The following is a 16,831-nucleotide window of genomic DNA, read 5'->3' on the forward strand; positions in this document are numbered from 1 at the left end:
GAGAAACAATGGCAAACAAGTGGTATTCCCTGTTCAAGGCTATTTTCGGGCCGCCGCTGTTGGTGTGGAACCGCCCGCGCATTTACGGTGTGGAGAACATCCCGGACGAAGGTCCGGCCCTGTTGGTTTCTAACCATCAGGCTGTGCTGGATTCCTTTTACTTGCCGTTGATGGTTCGCCGACAGCTGAAGTTCCCGGCCAAAATGGAGTACTTCACTGGCACGGGGCTCAGTGGACGTTTGCAGCGGTTTTTCTTCACCGCCGTGGGTCAAGTTCCCATTGACCGAAGCTCCGACACCGCCGGGGACGTCTTGCTGGAAACGGTGAAGAAGATTTTCGACGACGGCGAGCTCTTCGGCATTTATGCCGAGGGAACCCGTTCGCCGGATGGGCGTGTGTACAAGGGGCGCACTGGCATGGCGCGCATTGCTATGCCAACCGGCGTGCCTGTGATTTTGGTCGGCATGATTGGATCTGGTCGCGCGAACCCGATCGGCACCAAGCTCATCCGGCCGGTCAAGGTGCAGATCAAGATTTCGGAGCCGATTGATCCGCGAGCTTGGGCGGTTGAAAATGGCTACGACCCTGACTCGCGCGAGGCCGTGCGTCCCTTTACGGACTACTGCATGCATCGCATTGCAGAGATGATCGGTGAGGAATACGTGGATGTCTACGCGACCGATGTGAAGAAGTCCCTCGAGCAGACGGGGAAGTACCCCGAAGGTGCTGAACCGAAAACTGGGCCGAAAGGTGTGCAGTAATGAATAAACCACTTGTTACCCGAATCGCGTTGGTATGCGTCGTTGTTGTGATGTTCCTGATTGCGTCTGAGCAGGGCTGGTACCCGAAACTGTCGGGCCCGCTTGCTGTCGTTGCGGTGGCTGCAGTGATGTTTTGGCCGAGGCGTGTTGAGGGTGAGAAGGGCCCTTCGCGGCGCGAGGTGTTGGGGGATATTCGATCGGAGCAACGGAAGTAGTTCGACGCAGTGAGATTCTTCTACGACACCGAATTCATTGAGGACGGCGAGACGATCGAGCTGGTGTCCATCGGCATTGTTGCTGAGGATGGCCGCGAATACTATGCGGTGTCCGATGAGTTCGACCCAGCACGCGCCAACGCTTGGGTCAAAGCGCACGTGTTGTCGAAGCTCCCTCCGAAGAACCAACCAGTGTGGAAGTCGCTGGAGCGCATCCGTAACGAGGTCTATGAGTTTCTCACCTCGGGTGACACCAGGCCAGAACTGTGGGCTTGGGTTGGCGCCTATGACCACGTGGTGCTCGCGCAACTATGGGGTGACATGTCCGGTCTGCCGCGTTCGCTGCCGCGCTACACCTGCGAGCTGAAGCAGTATTGGCAGATGGCAGGCAAGCCGCGTCTGCCACGGGTGCCGGAGGGCAACCACGATGCTCTCGTTGATGCGCGCCATAATCTGCGGAAGTTTCGTGTATGTGCGGAGCATTTGCCGTTGAACCGCGACGGCACCGTATCCAAAATGTGAGACGATAAAACCGCCTTGTGAGAAGTTGCAGGCTGTACCGCCTGTACTGGGGCAGTAATCCGTGCTAAATATAGAACGGTGAGCTGGACTATTGATATCCCCAAAGAGGTACTGCCCGATCTGCCGCCGCTGCCGGGAGATTTAAACGCGCAGTTTGAAGATGTTATTTCCCGCGATGCGAAGCAGCAGCCGTCGTGGGACCCTGCCCAGGCTGAGTATGTTCGCAAGATTTTGGAGTCCGTCCCGCCGGTCGTGCTCGCGCCCGAGGTTGAGGGGCTCAAGTCGCATCTAGCGGACGTCGCCAACGGCAAGGCGTTCATGCTGCAGGGTGGCGATTGTGCTGAGACGTTCGAGTCCAACACCGAGCCACACATCCGTGCCAACGTGCAGACCCTGCTGCAGATGGCTGCGGTGTTGACCTACGGTGCGTCGATGCCGGTGGTCAAACTTGCTCGTATTGCTGGCCAGTACGCGAAGCCGCGCTCGTCTGATCTTGATGAGAACGGTTTGCCGAATTACCGCGGTGACATCGTCAATGGTGTGGATCCGACCGAGGAGTCTCGTCGCCACGATCCGGCCCGCATGGTGCGTGCGTACGCGAACTCGTCGGCGGCGATGAACTTGGTGCGTGCCCTGACGGCGTCCGGTACTGCGGACCTGCACAACATCAATAACTGGAACCGAGAGTTCGTGACTAACTCGCCTGCGGGTGCGCGTTACGAAGCACTTGCTCGCGAGATTTCGCGTTCGCTTGCGTTCATGGATGCTTGTGGCGTCAGTGACACGAACTTGCGCACGTCCAGCGTGTACGCATCCCACGAGGCGCTGTTGGTGGATTACGAACGTGCGATGCTGCGTTTGGCCACGGATTCGAAGGGTGAGACGAAGCTTTACGATCTGTCCGCCCACCAGCTCTGGATCGGTGAGCGCACCCGCGGTATCGACGATTTCCACGTCAACTTCGCCGCGATGATCAGCAACCCGATCGGTATCAAGTTGGGCCCGACCACCACTCCAGAAGAGGCTGTCGCTTACGCAGATAAGCTTGATCCGAACCGCGAGCCGGGTCGTTTGACCATGGTGATCCGCATGGGGCAGGACCGGATCCGCGAAGTACTGCCTGGCATTGTCAAGGCGGTTGAGGCCTCCGGCCACAAGGTCATTTGGCAGTCGGACCCGATGCACGGCAATACGTTCACGTCGAGCAATGGCTACAAGACGCGTCACTTTGACAAGATCATCGACGAAGTTCAGGGCTTCTTCGAGGTCCACCGCGAACTCGGCAGCCACCCGGGTGGTATTCACATCGAGCTCACGGGTGAAGACGTCACTGAGTGCCTCGGCGGTGCGCAGGACATCACTGATGTGGATCTGCCGGGCCGTTACGAGTCCGCTTGCGACCCGCGTCTGAACACCGAGCAGGCACTCGAGCTGTCCTTCCTCGTTGCAGAGATGCTGCGCTACTAAGACAGCGCTACTCGGCCAGCGCTACTCGGCCAGCGCTACCGCGGGATGACGATCTCCGGGATGTCGCCATACATCCCGGAGCCGAACCACCACGCGCCCAGACCAACCGCAGCTACCACGGCGATTGCAACAGCGGTGTAGAGCACGACACCGATCAGAGAGCGGTTAGTTACCGGCTTGACAGCGGGGCGCTTTGCCGGATTGGGAGCGGCAGGCCGGGGTGCACGTGGTGGCACGGGTGCGGGCACGGGGGCGGCTGCAGGCGGAACGGGGGCCGGAACCGGAGCCGGAGACGCCTGTGCAGCGGGCCATTGGCTGCGTGACGGCAGTTCTGGGGACGCCTGCTTAGTTGGCCTCTCAACTGCGGGGGCGACTCGCGTTGGCGCCTCGTCATCGGGGAAGAGGCGTCGCTGTGTGGCGTTGTTGACTAGTCCGAAGTTAGTCGGGTGTGCTGCGGCTCGCGTGGCTGCGGCGTTGCGCGGGGCAGGCACGGTGTAATCCGGCAGTGCAAGTTCGGCTGCTACGTCGTCGAGTGCGGCGAGGAATTCTCCCGCATCGCGGAAGCGCGCTTCGGGGGTGCGGGCGGTTGCGGTGGCGACGAGCTCGTCGAAAAGCATTGGCACCCCGGCAATGAGTGAGGACGGCGCGGGCACATCTCCATGGAGGCGTGCGTACGCGTGCGCGATGGGGGTGTCGCCGTGAAATGGCGTGCGGCCGGTGAGGAGTTCGAACAACACGATGCCGGCGGAGTACACATCCGATGCGGCTGTGATGGGGCTGCCGTCGACTTGTTCGGGGGAGAGGTAGGCGACGGTGCCCACGATTTGGTCGGTCGAATGTGTGTTTTCGGCGGCTGCGCGCACGAGGCCGAAGTCGGAGAGTTTGACGCGGCTGGAGGCGTCGATAAGCACGTTGTCCGGCTTAATATCGCGGTGCACCATGCTTTTTTCATGCGCGACAGAAAGTCCCGTGAGCATGCCGCGCATCACCTCCGCGGCTGCGTGGGGAGGCATCGGACCACGCTCGGCGAGCAATTCGCGCAGCGTGCCGCCGGTGATGAGTTCCATGATGAGAAACACGTTGTTGCCGGACGCGGAGAAGTCGTACACGTTGACCAAGTTAGGGTGGCTGAGCTGCGCCATCGCGCGGGCTTCGCGCCGGAATCGGTCGCGAAACACCGCGTCGTGGACGTATTGCTCGTGCATGACTTTCGCAGCGACTTCCCGGCCCAGGCGGGAATCGATGCAGCGATACACCGTGGCCATGCCACCACGGGCGATGGCGCGGTCCACGACGTAGCGTTCGTCGAGAGTTGTGCCTGGAGCGAGTGTTGCCATGTACCCCAGGGTAGAATCGGGCGCCGTGAGCACACAAACGAATCTCGAGCAATTGCTTAGCGACGAAACCTTGCTGGCCTTTCCCGACGCCGCCGAAGCGTTGGGCGTTCCGGTCACTCGTGTGCACGACTATGTCGGTGCCCGCAAACTTGTCATGTACATCCGGGATGGTAAAAAATTCATCCCGGCTGGGCTGATCGGTGAGGATGGGTTGTCGAAGTTCGTCTCAGGCGCGATCACCGTGCTTGCCGATGGCGGCTACAACGACGAGGAGATCCTCACATTCCTCTACACCGAAGAGGATTCGCTGCCGGGGCGCCCGATTGACGCCTTGCATGGTCAGAAAGCGCGCGAAGTTATTCGTCGTGCGCAAGCGATGGCGTTCTAAACACCCAGCGAGTCGCTACCACGGCGACGATGAAGGCTGCGGCGAGGAACCACACGTCGTAGAGCCTGTGGTTGCCGCTGCCTGTAAACGCGAGTGCCACGACGATGGATGCGCCGGTGGTAATTCTAGCTACCCAGGCCGGTGCCCGGAACGTGCCCACGAGCGCCAAGATGGAGGCGTAGTACCACGGCAGCGTTACCGCATTGGTGACAAACGCTGCCGTATACGCCACGGTGGTGCCCGCCAGCATCCGCGGCGCGTAGGCCTTGCCGCGCGCCGGGCGGAACCACCACCACGTGATCACGAGCGCGAGGAGCATCGCGAAGCTGAACACCGTGCGGGTGGCTGCAAGCGTTGTGTTGTAGCTGAAGTCGTCGTTGACCAACTGCACGAGCGGGGTAATCAGTTCTGCGGCGAACGTCGGACCAGCCAGCGGATTGATCACCTTCGAGTTACCGGTGATTTCCTCGAGCCAACCCCACGTTGAGCCGCAGACCCACGTCACCACCTGGATGACGGCGACCGAGACCGCCAGCGCCCAGGCTCCAGAGACGGCAAGCGCGGCGAGGTGGTGGGGCACATCGTGGACGCGGGCGCGACGCGTGACCATCAGCCACACCACAAACGGCAACGCGAACGCAGCCGTGGCCTTGAGCGATACCGCGCATGCGATGAGCACGATTCCGGGGGTGCACCACGTGTGTCGCATGCACAGGTACAGGCCCGCGCACACCAGGCCGACCATGACCGCCTCGTTGTGCATGCCGCCAATCAGGTGCAACAGCATGACAGGGTTGGCTACACCTACCCACAGTGCAAACCCGGGGCTAGCACCTGCGAGGCGCGCGATGCGCGGTACCGACCAGACAATGAGCGCGAAACCTGCCAGCGCGATCAGCCGGTAGGCAACGACGCCAAACGCGACGTGGTCGCCGACAACCGTGGTCACCGCTTTGCCAATGCCCAAGTGCAGTGGCCCGTACGGCGTTGTGGTGTTGCGCCAGTCGTGGGAGACCTCCCACAAATACGGGCCGGGGTTGATAGCGGCGCCTTCGGAGTAGGGGTCGAAGCCGTCGCGAAGCATTGCCCCCTGCATGAGGTAGGAGTACACGTCGCGCGACATGATTGGTGCGCTCAAGGCGAGTGGAGCGGCCCACGACCACACCGCACGGAGCACGGTCTGCTCGCCTGGGCGGGTGCGCCACAGCCACAGCCAGGCAAACACGAGAAGACCAGTGCCCGCCATCAGGAGGCCGTCCATCATGCCGCGGCCGTGGCCGTAAGTGAGGAACTCAAGGCCTATCGAGCGCATGAGGCCGTCACGGTAACGCGTCGCTCCGGCACCAAAGGAACCGATCGCGATGAGAACGGCTGCGACAACGCCGAGGGGGATCGGCCGGATTTTACCGGCCATCACATACGCCGGTCTGTGGCCTTGTGGGCCAACTCGGACAGTGCCTGGCGAGCTTCAGCAGTAATACCGGCGGTATCCAGGTGAGCAATGCCGGACGCGGTGAGACGGTTAATGCGCTCTTCGACCGCATCCTCCGCACCACTTTGGCGGATGAGATCGGCGAGGCGCTGAAGCACCTTTGGGTCGGTGGCGGTACCTACACCGGTGCGGAGCTCGTCGGCATCGTTGGCATCGAGAAGCTCAAGCGCCGTCGCGTAAAGGACAGTGCGCTTTCCTTCGCGCAGGTCATCGCCCGCGGGTTTTCCGGTGATTGCTGGGTCGCCGAAGACACCGAGGAGGTCGTCGCGAAGCTGGAATGCGATGCCAATATCGCGTCCGTAACCACGGAATGCCGCAATGGTCTCATCGTCGGCACCAGCAATAGTCGCACCAAGATGAAGCGGACGCTCGATCGTGTACGCGGCGGTCTTAAACCGGTTCACCCGATCCGCCATGTCCGCAGACTCGCTGCCACGGCTTTCCAACGAAATATCAAGGATCTGCCCACCGATGACTTCCGTGCGCATGCCCACCCACGGTTCCGCGGCGCGTTGCAGCGCCTCCAACGAAACACCGGAGTAGCGCCACATATCTTCCGCCCAGACTAAGGCGAGATCGCCGAGCAAAATCGCGGTGTTCACGCCAAACGTCGCAGCGTCGCCCAGCCAACGGTTTTCGAGGTGCTGGGCCTCCACACTGCGGTGCACCGTGGGGTTTCCGCGACGGGTATCGGAGGCGTCCACGATGTCGTCGTGGACCAGTGCACACGCCTGGATGAACTCAAGTGCACTCATAGCGCGCAAGACCGCGTTTGGGTCCTCGCCGCTAGTTTCCAAACCACCGGCGCCGACAAAACCGGCCCAGCCGTACAGCGGACGCACTCGCTTGCCACCACCCAGTGTGAACGCGCGCAAGTGCGCGACTGCTTCCGAGACAGGCTCACCGATCGCGGAAATTGCCGGCCCGTGTTCGTCGAAAAACTGCTCCAAATGCTTTTCGACGACACCAGGCACCGCACTTAAGTTCCCAATCCCCAATTCGTGTGTAGCCACGCTGCTCCTCACCGTCGTCTACGAAAATCTCTCTGGAACGTACCCTAGTCAGCCTCGCCGACATGAGGTGTGCCCGCCATGTCGAGTGCGAGAATCGCAAACGGGCGAGGGTCGCTTCCGTAATAAAAATTGCGAGCAACGTCCTGGAACCCAAACTTGCGGTAAAGCCCAAATGCGTTATTAGCTTCGCCGTCTACCTCGGGAGTAGATAGGACAGCCCAACGAGCTGATGTCGATGCGAGCAGTTCCCTGAGCATCGCCGCACCAATGCCGCGGCCCTGGTGCCTCGGATCCACATGCACTTCGGCGATTTCGAAGTAATTGGCCAGTAGCGCACGGTCGTCGTCAGAAAGCATGCCGTCTGAACGTTGCTGAGTGAGTGCTTTGACGAGTTGTTGGTCCCACCAGCGCTCCCGCGCGCCGAGAAAACCGTAGGCCACTCCGATGACGCTGTTGTCCGAGATTGCGGCCACGGCGCAAAAGCCTGGCCAGGTGACCTCTCCACGCCACACGCGTAAACGCTGCGCGCGCATGGTTTGGGGGTACCCCATAGCTTCCATGTAGATGTCCACCAACCGTGGCACGAGGAAAGAAAACTCCGCCTTGGTCAGCCTTTGGATCTCAATGTGCACCCCACTATCGAACCACTTATGTGCCTGTTGCGGGGCTTGACCACACATCCTCGTTCGAACAGTCGAACAAACGTGCTAATTTTTGGTTGTGGTGTCGTGGGTGACTTCTAGGGTCATGGGCAATCAAAAGGCGACATGCACTGGTAACAGCGAAAGGGGAAAGTGTCATGGGAAGCGTAGTTTCAGCCACAACGGGCAGGGCGTACGGGGATATGGGGGCGCCGCGAAAGTTTGACTCGTTTATCTTCTCTGCGGAGGCACTGCTTGCACAGGCTCATGCTGACTTTGCGGCAAGGCGCTACGACCTTGCGATGGAAAACGCATACCGGGCTGCACTGCGCATCGCTGGCGCATGCAACGCTCGCAGCATTGTGCTCCGGAAGCGGAAGCGGCTGCCAACTAATGCGTGGGACAAGCTCGCGCTCACCGGGGAAAGTGGCCAGCACTGGGCGACGGTATTTTCTGCATACTCGGCGCGCCGGGCGAGGGTGGCGTCTGGGATCGACGACAACCCGTCGCCGGTCGTGGTCTCAAGCCTTATCGGTTCGGCTGAGGACTTTCTCCTGGACACCACTGGGGGTGATGCGCCGATGGCGGCGTAATAAGGCGCGGGAACAATGTGGGTACGATGTTCGTTGTATCCATACATTGTTCATTCATAGCTGGGATCTGGAGAGAAAGTAGTGTCTCTTTCTGAGCAGGAAATGCGCGCACTGCGCGAGATCGAGCAGTCGCTCCTTGCGGACGACCCGAAGTTCGGTTCCTCGGTCGCTCCGTCCTCTGGGTATGGTGCTTCGCACCCGTCGGGCCGGCTGACTATGCGTAGCCTCGCCCTCATTGTGCTGGGCCTTGTCCTTCTTCTTGGGGGAGTGGCGCTGGCGTCGTGGAGTCTGTGGACTGTGGTGTTGAGCATCGTCGGCTTCGGTGTGATGTTCTATGGGGGGATCATGGCGCTCCGTACCCCGGCTGCCGCTGGTGTTTCGCTGCAGCGAGCGCAGGCTCAGTCCAAGTCGCGCTCGCCGCGCAGTGTTAGCCTGGAGGAGAGCTTCCGTCGACGGTTTGAGGATCGTCAGTAGCTTTTAGCTTTCCCTTCGCCCTCCCGGTCTCTTCGGGAGGGCGATTTTTTATCCCCACTTCGCCCCACATTCCCCACTTTGCCCCACCCGTTGGTTTGATCCGGCCATTTTGCCTGTTAAAGGACGTTCGGAGCGGGTTGCGTCTCGTGTGCCTGTAGGTGATTGATGGGGTTGTAGTGGGGGATGTGGCGGTAAGTGGGGGACATTGGCGGGTAATTGCCCCACGGGGATTGTGGCCGTTGACCTGCGTGTTCTTCTTGTTGTGGGAACTAAGTTGCTCAGAGTGTGGCGTTTGTGGGGGGAAGTGGGTTAAAGTGGGGCACAGCGGAGCACCGTGGTGCGCATCTTGACTACGTGCGTAATGCGGAGCGAAGCCGAGAAAACTGCAAATGCCAATCTCTGAAGGTGAAGGAAGGTAGGTCGCCGGATGTTTCTGGGAACCTACACTCCCAAGCTCGACGACAAAGGGCGCCTGACGCTGCCTGCGAAGTTCCGTGAGGACTTGGCAGACGGCCTGATGGTGACCAAAGGGCAGGACCACTCCCTCGCGGTGTACCCGCGGGACGAGTTTGCTGCACGCGCCCGCAAGGCCGCTGCAGCATCAAGGACGAACCCGAAGGCGCGCGCGTTTATCCGCAATCTGGCTGCCAGTGCGGATGAGCAAACGCTCGATGGGTCCGGACGTATCACCCTGTCGCCGGCACACCGTGAGTACGCAGGCCTTTCCAAGGAATGCGTAGTTATCGGTTCTGTGGATTTTCTCGAGATCTGGGATCTTGAATCCTGGAATAAGTATCAAGAAGAGACTGAAGCCGCGTTCTCCGCGGCGGATGACGACGACATTCTCTCCGGTCTGCTGTAGGACTGACTACCCAACAGCGGGCAACCAATTCGGAGAGTGTGTACGGACTCTGTCCGGGGCGTGAAGCATTCTGGTGTACTTCCCCGACATCAGAACAGCCGCCCCGGACAGGGCTCTACATACTCCCCGGCTTAGAAGGAGCCGACGACTAACTGACCGCGAGGGGTGAGCCCGGATGGTGTACCGCACACACGCTGCAGACCCTCATGGGCATGTGCCGGTCATGCGCGACCGCATGGCCGAACTCCTGGCCCCAGCTGTAGAGGCGTTCGGCGCCAACGCCGTCATTGTCGATGGAACTCTTGGCGCTGGTGGCCACACCGAATACTTTCTCAACGTATTTCCGCAAGCGCGCGTGATCGGTGTGGATCGCGACCCGAATGCGCTGCAGCAGGCGACTGAGCGCCTGGCTCAGTTCGGTGAGCGTTTCACTCCGGTGCAATGCCGGTTCGACTACATCGGCGACGAGATCGCATCGGGGGAGGGCGAGACCTTCGACCTTGTGAGGCAGCACGGTGTGGCTGGTGCGCTGTTCGACCTCGGTGTTTCATCGATGCAGTTGGACCAGGAGGAGCGTGGCTTTTCCTACCGCGGTGACGCACCGCTGGATATGCGCATGGATCCGACCACCGGCATCACTGCGGCCGAGGTACTTAACACGTACTCGCATGGAGACCTGGCGAGGATTCTGAAGTCCTACGGCGATGAACGTTTCGCAGGCAAGATTGCGTCGGCTGTGCTGAAGGAGCGCGAGCGTGCGCCGTTTGACCGTGCGGACCGGCTCGTGGAACTGCTGTACAGCACCATCCCGGCCGCCACGCGACGTACTGGCGGTCACCCGGCGAAGCGCACCTTCCAGGCGCTGCGGATTGAGGTCAACCGCGAGCTTGAGGCTGTCGAGCGAGTGGTTCCGGTGATTACGGATTTGCTCGGCGTCGGCGGGCGGGCAGTGTTCATGAGTTACCAGTCGCTCGAGGACAAGATCGTCAAATCTGCCTTCGCTGAACTGACAGCTTCAAAGACGCCGGCGGGACTTCCGATGGATCTGCCGGGCACCGAGCCAACGTTCAAACTCATCACCCGCGGGGCGGAAAAGGCTCCGCAGGAAGAGATTGAGCGCAACTCGCGTGCAGCACCGGTGAGGGTGCGCGGCGTCGAGAAGCTTAAGCACTCAACGACAACCACATAACCCACAACAAACCACGTACAACACACAACCATCTGAGGACGGACACCATGGCAGCACGAGACACACGAGGTGGCTCCCGCGCGATGACGCTGACGCGCGATGGCAGTGCCCGCACCAGCCGTACAAGCGCTCCGGCACGTCGTCGCACGATGCCGGGTGTGAAGCCGCATGTGCCGCACTCCCGAGGGCGGGGGCGCCTCGGCTCGCAGCAGGTTGTGTCTGTGCGTGGGCGTCGGGTTGGCACGGTCGCGGCGCCGTCGCGTTTTTCCGCAGTGTCCGCACTTGCGGTGCCTCTGCTGGTGATCGGTATTGCTATAGCGATGCTGCTGTCCGGCGTGGCCACGACACAAACCTTCACCATCCAGCAGCTGCAGTCGAAGGAGCGTGAACTTGCCAACGAGGTCGAGTCGCTCAACCGTGACTTAGAGGATCGTCGTTCTGCTGCGGAGATCGCACAGCGCGCTGCAGGCGCAGGCATGGTGGTCGCTGGAGAACCTGGCCTAGTGGAGGTCATGGAAGATGGTCGTGCTGAAGAGCGCCGGCCTTTCAACCCAGAAAAGGTTGCCAAGATTGTCGACGTTAACGGCGAAGCGTTGCGGCAGGGCCGTGCAAGCAGTGATGACCGTGCAACCCGCGAGCTGGCGGATGCGCTGACTCAGGTTCCAGGTGGCAATCAAGCTCCGCCTCGTCCGCAGCAAGCACCGCAGGTTGCCAACGTGGCGCCGTATCAGGCAAATGTGCCCGCCGGCGAATAGACGTTAACGGTGGGGGTTGTGCCGCAGGCGTGTGGCGCAACCTCGTTTCGCATTTGTGCGGGGCATGATAAACGAGTCGATGAGCAGATTTGGTAGGTGAGGAGGGCACGTGACATCCACGGGCACACCCCGGAAGCGTCCGGCGCCACGGAAGAGTCAGCGTCACATCACCAACCACCGTGTATTCCTTTTGACGCTTGTGTTCCTCAGCGTTGCAGCCTTGCTGATCGCACGCCTGTTTTGGGTCCAAGTGATCATCGGCGGCGAGTTGCGTGAAGTTGCCAAGGTGCAACGCCAGCGCGAGTATGTTGAGCCAGCGCGTCGCGGTGAGATCGTGGACCGTGACGGCAAGCAGTTGGCGTACACGATGCAGGCAAGGTCGTTGACGGTCTCGCCGAAGCAGTTGCGTGAGGAACTGCGACAGCAGCAAGAGCTGCAGATGCGTATCGACGGCGTCCCCAAGGCAGATATCGACGCGCAGCTCGACGCCCGCGTTGAAGACGTGCTGCGCACAATGGCGAATGAGATCCCCGGCATGATCGGTGGCGAAACTGATCCACAGCCTACGGGTACAGACACAGAGCAGTTGCGCACTGTGGGCAGTGTCAGTGCCAAGGAGATTTTGGACAAGCTCCACGCCGACACGTCGTACGAAGTCTTAGTGCGCAACGTTGACCCCGATGTCGCTGCGAAGGTGGCGGCGAAGTTCCACGGTGTGGCTGCTGACCAGCAGGACATCCGCCAGTACCCGAACGGTGCTGTGGGGGAGAACATCATTGGCAAGGTTTCCATGGACGGGCACGGTCAGTTCGGCCTTGAGGCCTCTAGCGATGCGGTGCTTACCGGTATCGACGGCCGCTCGACCGAGGACGTCTCGGGAGGTGGGCAGTCCATTCCGGGCTCCCTGCGCGATGTGGTGCCAGCGGTACCTGGTGCGCGCATTGAGCTCACGGTAGACCTCGACCTGCAGACGTATGTGCAGCAAGTGCTTGAGCAGGCAAAGGCAAACTCTTTGGCAAAGTCGGCTGAGGCTGTCGTCCTTGACGCTCACACGGGTGAGGTGTTGGCGATGGCAAATACAGACACCATCAACCCGAACGGGGATATTGAAAAGCAGATCAAGCAGGGTAAGGATTTTGAAAACCCAGCGATCTCGCACCCGTTCGAGCCAGGCTCGGTGGCAAAGGTCATCGCTGCAGCGGCTTCAATCGATCAGGGGGTGACTGACCCGTTCGAGGTGCACCAGGTGCCGGGCTCGATCGACATGGCCGGTGTGACAGTGAGCGACGCCTGGCAGCACGATGTTCTGCCGTACACCACCGCAGGCATCTTCGGTAAGTCCTCCAACGTGGGCACATTGCAGTTGGCGCAGCGCCTCGGCGAGGAGCGCTACTGGGATTACCTCAACCGTTTCGGTATCGGTGCTCCGACCGGCATTGAGTTGCCCAATGAGTCGCCGGGTCTGCTGCCGGTGCTTGAACAGTGGTCGGGCGGTACCTTTGCCAACTTGCCAATCGGTCAGGGCATGAGCTGGACTGCGCTGCAGATGGCGAGTGTGTACCAGGCGTTGGCCAACGACGGCGAGCGCATCCAGCCACGCATCATCGAGCGCATCGTCGGACCGGACGGGCAAGATATCCCGCAGGATGAGCCGCAGCGCAACCAAGTGGTGAGCAAGGAGGCGGCGCGTACAACGGTGGATATGTTCCGTGCCGCATTCCAAGAAGACCCGACCGGCAACCAGTCGGGTACTGCACAAGGAAATGCGCTAGAGGGCTACCAGTTCTCTGGCAAGACAGGTACTGCACAGAAGGTGAACCCGGAAACGGGCGCATACTCACAGAGCCAGTATTGGATTACGTTTGCGGGTATTGCCCCGGCGAACGATCCGAGATTTGTTGTGGCGGTCATGCTGGACGAGCCGCAGCGCGGTGTACTCGACGGCGGTGCCGGTGGCCAGTCTGCGGCGCCGGTGTTCCGTCAGATTGCGAGCTGGATGTTGGATAAGGAAAATATCCCGCCGAGTCCGCCCGCGGAACCGTTTGTTCTGCAAGCCCAGTAACGGCCCTGAAAGGAAGGAATTATCATGTCCTCAGCGCCCACGCTGACATCCCTCGCTGAGATTGCGGGGGCACGCATCGTCAATGCGCCGCAGGCACCGTTTGAGGTGTCGTTTATTGGTCTTGATTCCCAAAATGTGGAGCCCGGTGGCTTGTTTGCTGCGCTGCCTGGCACGCGGGTGCATGGCGCGTCGTACGCGTTTGATTCGGTCGCAGGTGCGATTCTGACTGACGAGGAAGGTCTTGCGATCATCCAGCACACGTCGGATCGCCGGCCGGTGTTAGTCGTCGATAATGTGCGCGCGATTCTTGGCCATGTTGCCGCGGAGGTGTACGGGCATCCGTCGAAGGACTTCACGCTGCTGGGCGTGACTGGGACGTCGGGCAAGACCACCACGACGTACATGCTGGAGCGTGGACTGACACAGGCTGGTTGCAAGGTCGGCCTGATTGGTACGACGGGCACGAAGATCATGGGCCGCGATGTGGCCACCGAGTTGACTACGCCTGAGGCGCCGACGTTGCAGGCACTGTTTGCCCGTATGCGCGACGAGGGCGTTACGCATGTGGTGATGGAGGTTTCCTCCCACGCGCTCATGCTTGGGCGCGTGACGGGAGCCCAGTTCGACGTCGCTGGTTTTACCAATCTGTCGCAGGATCACCTTGATTTCCACCCGACGATGGAGGACTACTTCGAGGCGAAAGCCTTGTTCTTTGACCCGTCGAGCGACCTCCATGCGAAGCGCAGCGTGATCTGTGTTGACGATTCTTGGGGTCAGAAGATGGCCGCGCGCGCGGAGCACCCGGTGACGGTGGCAACCCGCGGTGAGCATGCAGAAGTCACTGCGGAGCTATTGCGTATCGACGACACCGGAACCCAGCACATTCGACTTCACACTCCAGAGCGTCAGGTGGAGTTTGCTCTGCCGATGCCGGGTGCGTTTAACGTCGCCAATGCCGCCCTTGCCACCACGCTTGCGGCGCAGGTTGGTGTCGATGTAGCAGCGTTTGTCGCAGGCCTGGAGCAGGCGGCGGTGCCGGGGCGCATGGAGCGAATTGATGAAGGCCAGGATTTTGTAGCTGTTGTGGATTACGCCCACAAGCCGGCCGCTGTCGCAGCAGTGCTTCAGACGCTGCGTGGACAGGTCGATGGCCGGATTGGTGTGGCGATCGGCGCTGGTGGTGACAGAGATTCCTCGAAACGCCCCCTCATGGGAGCGGAAGCAGCGAAGGGCGCAGACTTTGTTGTGGTGACTGATGACAACCCGCGCACCGAAGACCCGGCAGCGATCCGCGCAGCGGTGCTTCAAGGCGCACGCGACGCAGAAACGGCAGCCGAGATCATCCAGGAAGGCTCCCGTGCGAGGGCGATCGACGCGCTCGTCGAGTGGGCAAAGCCCGGCGATGCCATCATTGTCGTGGGTAAAGGCCACGAGGTTGGACAGATCATCGGCGACACCAAGCACCATTTTGATGACCGCGAAGAGATGCGGCGCGCACTTCGCGCCCGCCGAGAGAAGAGGAACGCATGATTGCACTGACGCTTCGCCAGATCGCGGAGATCACCGGAGGACATTTGAGCCCGGAGGCTGATCCGGACGCCTCGGTGACCGGGTTTGTGGAGTTTGATTCCCGCAAGATTGGCCCCGGCGGGCTATTCGTTGCGTTCCCGGGTGCGAACGTGGATGGCCACGATTTTGTGGGTAAGGCGGCTGCGGCGGGTGCCACGGCGTCGTTGACCACGAGGGAGGTCGGTCGGCCGGCTGTGGTCGTCGAGAAGCGACCGCCCAGTGCCGACGACAACTCGGACCTGGCGGTCAACGATCCAACTGGCTCCGCAGCAGGCGTTGTGGATGGGATGTCAAAGTTGGCCACCTATGTGGCCCGCGAACTGACGGAGAACCACGGGTTGCGGATCATCGGCGTGACTGGTTCTGCCGGCAAGACCTCGACGAAGGACCTGATCGCGGCGGTCCTGCAGCGTGCGGGCGAGACGGTGGCTCCTCCGGGGTCGTTTAATAACGAGATCGGCCACCCGTACACGGTGCTGCGCTGCACGGAGGAGACGAAGTTCCTGGTCGCGGAGATGTCGGCGCGCGGTATCGGGCATATTGCGCATTTGGCCACGATTGCACCACCGCAGATCGGTGTGGTGCTTAACGTGGGTTCGGCGCACCTGGGGGAGTTCGGCTCCCGCGAGAACATCGCGCAGGCCAAGGGCGAACTCGTTGAGGCGCTGCCTGCCGATGGCATCGCGGTGCTCAACGCCGACGACGACCTGGTCAACGCGATGGCTCCGCGGACGAAGGCACGCGTGGTGCGCTTTTCCGCCATCGGCAATACGGCAGCGGATTACTACGCCACCGATGTGGAACTGGATGCGGTGGCGCGTGCGTCGTTTATCATGCACACCCCGAAGAGCGATCCGCAGCGCGTAACCCTCAACGTGTTCGGTGCGCACCAGGTGGGCAATGCGCTGGCTGCAGCTGCAGTCGGCATTGAATCGGGCATGGATGCCGCAACTGTCGCGCAGGCGTTGTCTGATGCACATTCCGTGTCGGTCAACCGCATGGACGTCAACACCCGCGCCGATGGCGTGACCGTGATCAACGATGCCTACAACGCCAACCCTGAATCGATGCGGGCTGCCATTGCCGCGTTGGGTTACACCGCCGCGGCGCGCCCAGGTGTGCGCTCTCTTGCGGTGCTGGGGGAGATGGGCGAACTTGGCGCCGGTGCGGAACACGAGCACGCGGCGCTTGCCGATGAGTTGGCGCGCTACAGCGTCACCGACCTCATCACTGTCGGGAATAATGCGTCGATGGAAGCGCTGGCCGAGCGTGCTGAGCAATTCGGCATCCGCACCAGCAGCGTCGCCGATGCTGCCGAAGCCAGCGAGGTAGTGCGCGAACTGTTGGCTATGCCGCCAGCGGGTATCGACGACTGGCAGTCGCGCACCGACCGCGATGTCGTGCTGGTAAAAGCATCAAACGTTGCGCGACTGTGGGCAGTGGCCGAGGCGCTACTGCAAGGGCATACGCTTAGATAGTTCAACATGAATA

Annotated in this window: 17 protein-coding genes; 13 read left to right on the plus strand and 4 right to left on the minus strand. The window is 61.2% G+C overall.

Going from position 1 to position 16,831, the window contains the following annotated elements:
• Nucleotides 1-8 precede the first annotated feature (8 nt).
• The 4 genes from HMPREF3145_RS05145 (at nucleotide 9) to HMPREF3145_RS05160 (ending at nucleotide 2,965) form a co-directional block, all read left to right on the plus strand.
• Nucleotides 9-761, plus strand: coding sequence for a lysophospholipid acyltransferase family protein (locus HMPREF3145_RS05145; RefSeq protein WP_070422176.1), 753 nt, complete (start codon nucleotides 9-11; stop codon nucleotides 759-761).
• Complete coding sequence (locus tag HMPREF3145_RS05150; protein ID WP_070422177.1) at nucleotides 761-976, plus strand: hypothetical protein; 216 nt, start codon at nucleotides 761-763, stop codon at nucleotides 974-976. The genes HMPREF3145_RS05145 and HMPREF3145_RS05150 overlap by 1 nt, the downstream gene beginning before the upstream one ends.
• A gap of 9 nt (nucleotides 977-985) precedes the next feature.
• Nucleotides 986-1,498, plus strand: a complete 513-nt coding sequence (locus HMPREF3145_RS05155) for a polyadenylate-specific 3'-exoribonuclease AS (RefSeq protein WP_070422178.1) — start codon at nucleotides 986-988, stop codon at nucleotides 1,496-1,498.
• Nucleotides 1,499-1,576: 78 nt separating this feature from the next.
• On the plus strand, nucleotides 1,577-2,965 hold the full coding sequence (locus tag HMPREF3145_RS05160) for a class II 3-deoxy-7-phosphoheptulonate synthase (protein ID WP_070422179.1): 1,389 nt from the start codon (nucleotides 1,577-1,579) through the stop codon (nucleotides 2,963-2,965).
• Nucleotides 2,966-3,000: 35 nt separating this feature from the next.
• Here HMPREF3145_RS05160 and HMPREF3145_RS05165 read toward each other — a convergent pair whose 3' ends face one another.
• The gene (locus tag HMPREF3145_RS05165) at nucleotides 3,001-4,302 is read right to left on the minus strand and encodes a protein kinase domain-containing protein (protein WP_070422180.1); all 1,302 of its coding nucleotides are present in this window, start codon (nucleotides 4,300-4,302) and stop codon (nucleotides 3,001-3,003) included.
• Between HMPREF3145_RS05165 and HMPREF3145_RS05170 the strand changes: the two genes are divergently transcribed.
• Complete coding sequence (locus HMPREF3145_RS05170) at nucleotides 4,301-4,690, plus strand: Rv2175c family DNA-binding protein (protein WP_070422181.1); 390 nt, start codon at nucleotides 4,301-4,303, stop codon at nucleotides 4,688-4,690. The two genes, HMPREF3145_RS05165 and HMPREF3145_RS05170, sit on opposite strands and share 2 nt — an antisense overlap.
• Here HMPREF3145_RS05170 and HMPREF3145_RS05175 read toward each other — a convergent pair.
• From HMPREF3145_RS05175 to HMPREF3145_RS05185, 3 genes are read right to left on the minus strand one after another with little or no spacing between them, the layout of a single operon-like run.
• Nucleotides 4,659-6,104, minus strand: coding sequence for an alpha-(1->6)-mannopyranosyltransferase A (locus tag HMPREF3145_RS05175; RefSeq protein WP_070422182.1), 1,446 nt, complete (start codon nucleotides 6,102-6,104; stop codon nucleotides 4,659-4,661). The two genes, HMPREF3145_RS05170 and HMPREF3145_RS05175, sit on opposite strands and share 32 nt — an antisense overlap.
• Nucleotides 6,104-7,195: a polyprenyl synthetase family protein gene (locus tag HMPREF3145_RS05180; protein WP_070422183.1), complete on the minus strand. Its 1,092-nt coding sequence runs from the start codon at nucleotides 7,193-7,195 to the stop codon at nucleotides 6,104-6,106. Before HMPREF3145_RS05180 ends, HMPREF3145_RS05175 begins: the two co-directional genes overlap by 1 nt.
• 44 nt (nucleotides 7,196-7,239) lie before the next feature.
• Nucleotides 7,240-7,827 carry a GNAT family N-acetyltransferase gene (locus tag HMPREF3145_RS05185; RefSeq protein WP_070422377.1) on the minus strand — a complete coding sequence of 196 codons (588 nt, stop codon included), beginning with the start codon at nucleotides 7,825-7,827 and terminating at the stop codon, nucleotides 7,240-7,242.
• A gap of 167 nt (nucleotides 7,828-7,994) precedes the next feature.
• Here HMPREF3145_RS05185 and HMPREF3145_RS05190 point away from each other — a divergent pair, with 167 nt between their 5' ends.
• From HMPREF3145_RS05190 to murF, 8 genes are all read left to right on the plus strand, one after another.
• Nucleotides 7,995-8,429, plus strand: a complete 435-nt coding sequence (locus HMPREF3145_RS05190; protein WP_070422184.1) for an SAV_6107 family HEPN domain-containing protein — start codon at nucleotides 7,995-7,997, stop codon at nucleotides 8,427-8,429.
• Nucleotides 8,430-8,510: 81 nt separating this feature from the next.
• Entirely contained in the window at nucleotides 8,511-8,903 is a 393-nt protein-coding gene (locus HMPREF3145_RS05195) for a DUF3040 domain-containing protein (protein WP_070422185.1), read from the plus strand.
• Nucleotides 8,904-9,330: 427 nt separating this feature from the next.
• Entirely contained in the window at nucleotides 9,331-9,765 is a 435-nt protein-coding gene (gene mraZ / locus HMPREF3145_RS05200; protein ID WP_070422186.1) for a division/cell wall cluster transcriptional repressor MraZ, read from the plus strand.
• Between the two features lie 175 nt (nucleotides 9,766-9,940).
• Nucleotides 9,941-10,954, plus strand: coding sequence for a 16S rRNA (cytosine(1402)-N(4))-methyltransferase RsmH (gene rsmH / locus HMPREF3145_RS05205; RefSeq protein WP_070422187.1), 1,014 nt, complete (start codon nucleotides 9,941-9,943; stop codon nucleotides 10,952-10,954).
• Nucleotides 10,955-11,001: 47 nt separating this feature from the next.
• A complete protein-coding gene (locus tag HMPREF3145_RS05210; RefSeq protein ID WP_141739360.1) occupies nucleotides 11,002-11,709 on the plus strand; it encodes a cell division protein FtsL in 708 nt (235 codons plus the stop codon).
• Between the two features lie 109 nt (nucleotides 11,710-11,818).
• Nucleotides 11,819-13,771, plus strand: a complete 1,953-nt coding sequence (locus tag HMPREF3145_RS05215) for a peptidoglycan D,D-transpeptidase FtsI family protein (protein ID WP_083279395.1) — start codon at nucleotides 11,819-11,821, stop codon at nucleotides 13,769-13,771.
• A 24-nt stretch (nucleotides 13,772-13,795) separates the two neighbouring features.
• Nucleotides 13,796-15,301 (plus strand): UDP-N-acetylmuramoyl-L-alanyl-D-glutamate--2,6-diaminopimelate ligase, encoded by a 1,506-nt coding sequence (locus HMPREF3145_RS05220; RefSeq protein WP_070422189.1) that lies wholly within the window; start codon nucleotides 13,796-13,798, stop codon nucleotides 15,299-15,301.
• Nucleotides 15,298-16,818 (plus strand): UDP-N-acetylmuramoyl-tripeptide--D-alanyl-D-alanine ligase, encoded by a 1,521-nt coding sequence (murF, locus tag HMPREF3145_RS05225; protein WP_070422190.1) that lies wholly within the window; start codon nucleotides 15,298-15,300, stop codon nucleotides 16,816-16,818. Before HMPREF3145_RS05220 ends, murF begins: the two co-directional genes overlap by 4 nt.
• The last annotated feature ends 13 nt before the right edge of the window (nucleotides 16,819-16,831 follow it).

It is taken from the genome of Corynebacterium sp. HMSC05C01, assembly GCF_001807155.1.
Classification (GTDB): domain Bacteria; phylum Actinomycetota; class Actinomycetes; order Mycobacteriales; family Mycobacteriaceae; genus Corynebacterium; species Corynebacterium coyleae.

Excerpts from the sequence above, each read along its gene's own strand:
- HMPREF3145_RS05145 (WP_070422176.1), top strand. The coding sequence starts at position 9 with ATGGCAAACAAGTGGTATTCCCTGTTCAAGGCTATTTTCGGGCCGCCG.
- HMPREF3145_RS05150 (WP_070422177.1), top strand. The coding sequence starts at position 761 with ATGAATAAACCACTTGTTACCCGAATCGCGTTGGTATGCGTCGTTGTT.
- HMPREF3145_RS05170 (WP_070422181.1), top strand. The coding sequence starts at position 4,301 with ATGTACCCCAGGGTAGAATCGGGCGCCGTGAGCACACAAACGAATCTC.
- HMPREF3145_RS05165 (WP_070422180.1), bottom strand. The coding sequence starts at position 4,302 with ATGGCAACACTCGCTCCAGGCACAACTCTCGACGAACGCTACGTCGTG.
- HMPREF3145_RS05175 (WP_070422182.1), bottom strand. The coding sequence starts at position 6,104 with ATGGCCGGTAAAATCCGGCCGATCCCCCTCGGCGTTGTCGCAGCCGTT.
- HMPREF3145_RS05190 (WP_070422184.1), top strand. The coding sequence starts at position 7,995 with ATGGGAAGCGTAGTTTCAGCCACAACGGGCAGGGCGTACGGGGATATG.
- mraZ (WP_070422186.1), top strand. The coding sequence starts at position 9,331 with ATGTTTCTGGGAACCTACACTCCCAAGCTCGACGACAAAGGGCGCCTG.
- rsmH (WP_070422187.1), top strand. The coding sequence starts at position 9,941 with ATGGTGTACCGCACACACGCTGCAGACCCTCATGGGCATGTGCCGGTC.
- HMPREF3145_RS05210 (WP_141739360.1), top strand. The coding sequence starts at position 11,002 with ATGGCAGCACGAGACACACGAGGTGGCTCCCGCGCGATGACGCTGACG.
- HMPREF3145_RS05220 (WP_070422189.1), top strand. The coding sequence starts at position 13,796 with ATGTCCTCAGCGCCCACGCTGACATCCCTCGCTGAGATTGCGGGGGCA.
- murF (WP_070422190.1), top strand. The coding sequence starts at position 15,298 with ATGATTGCACTGACGCTTCGCCAGATCGCGGAGATCACCGGAGGACAT.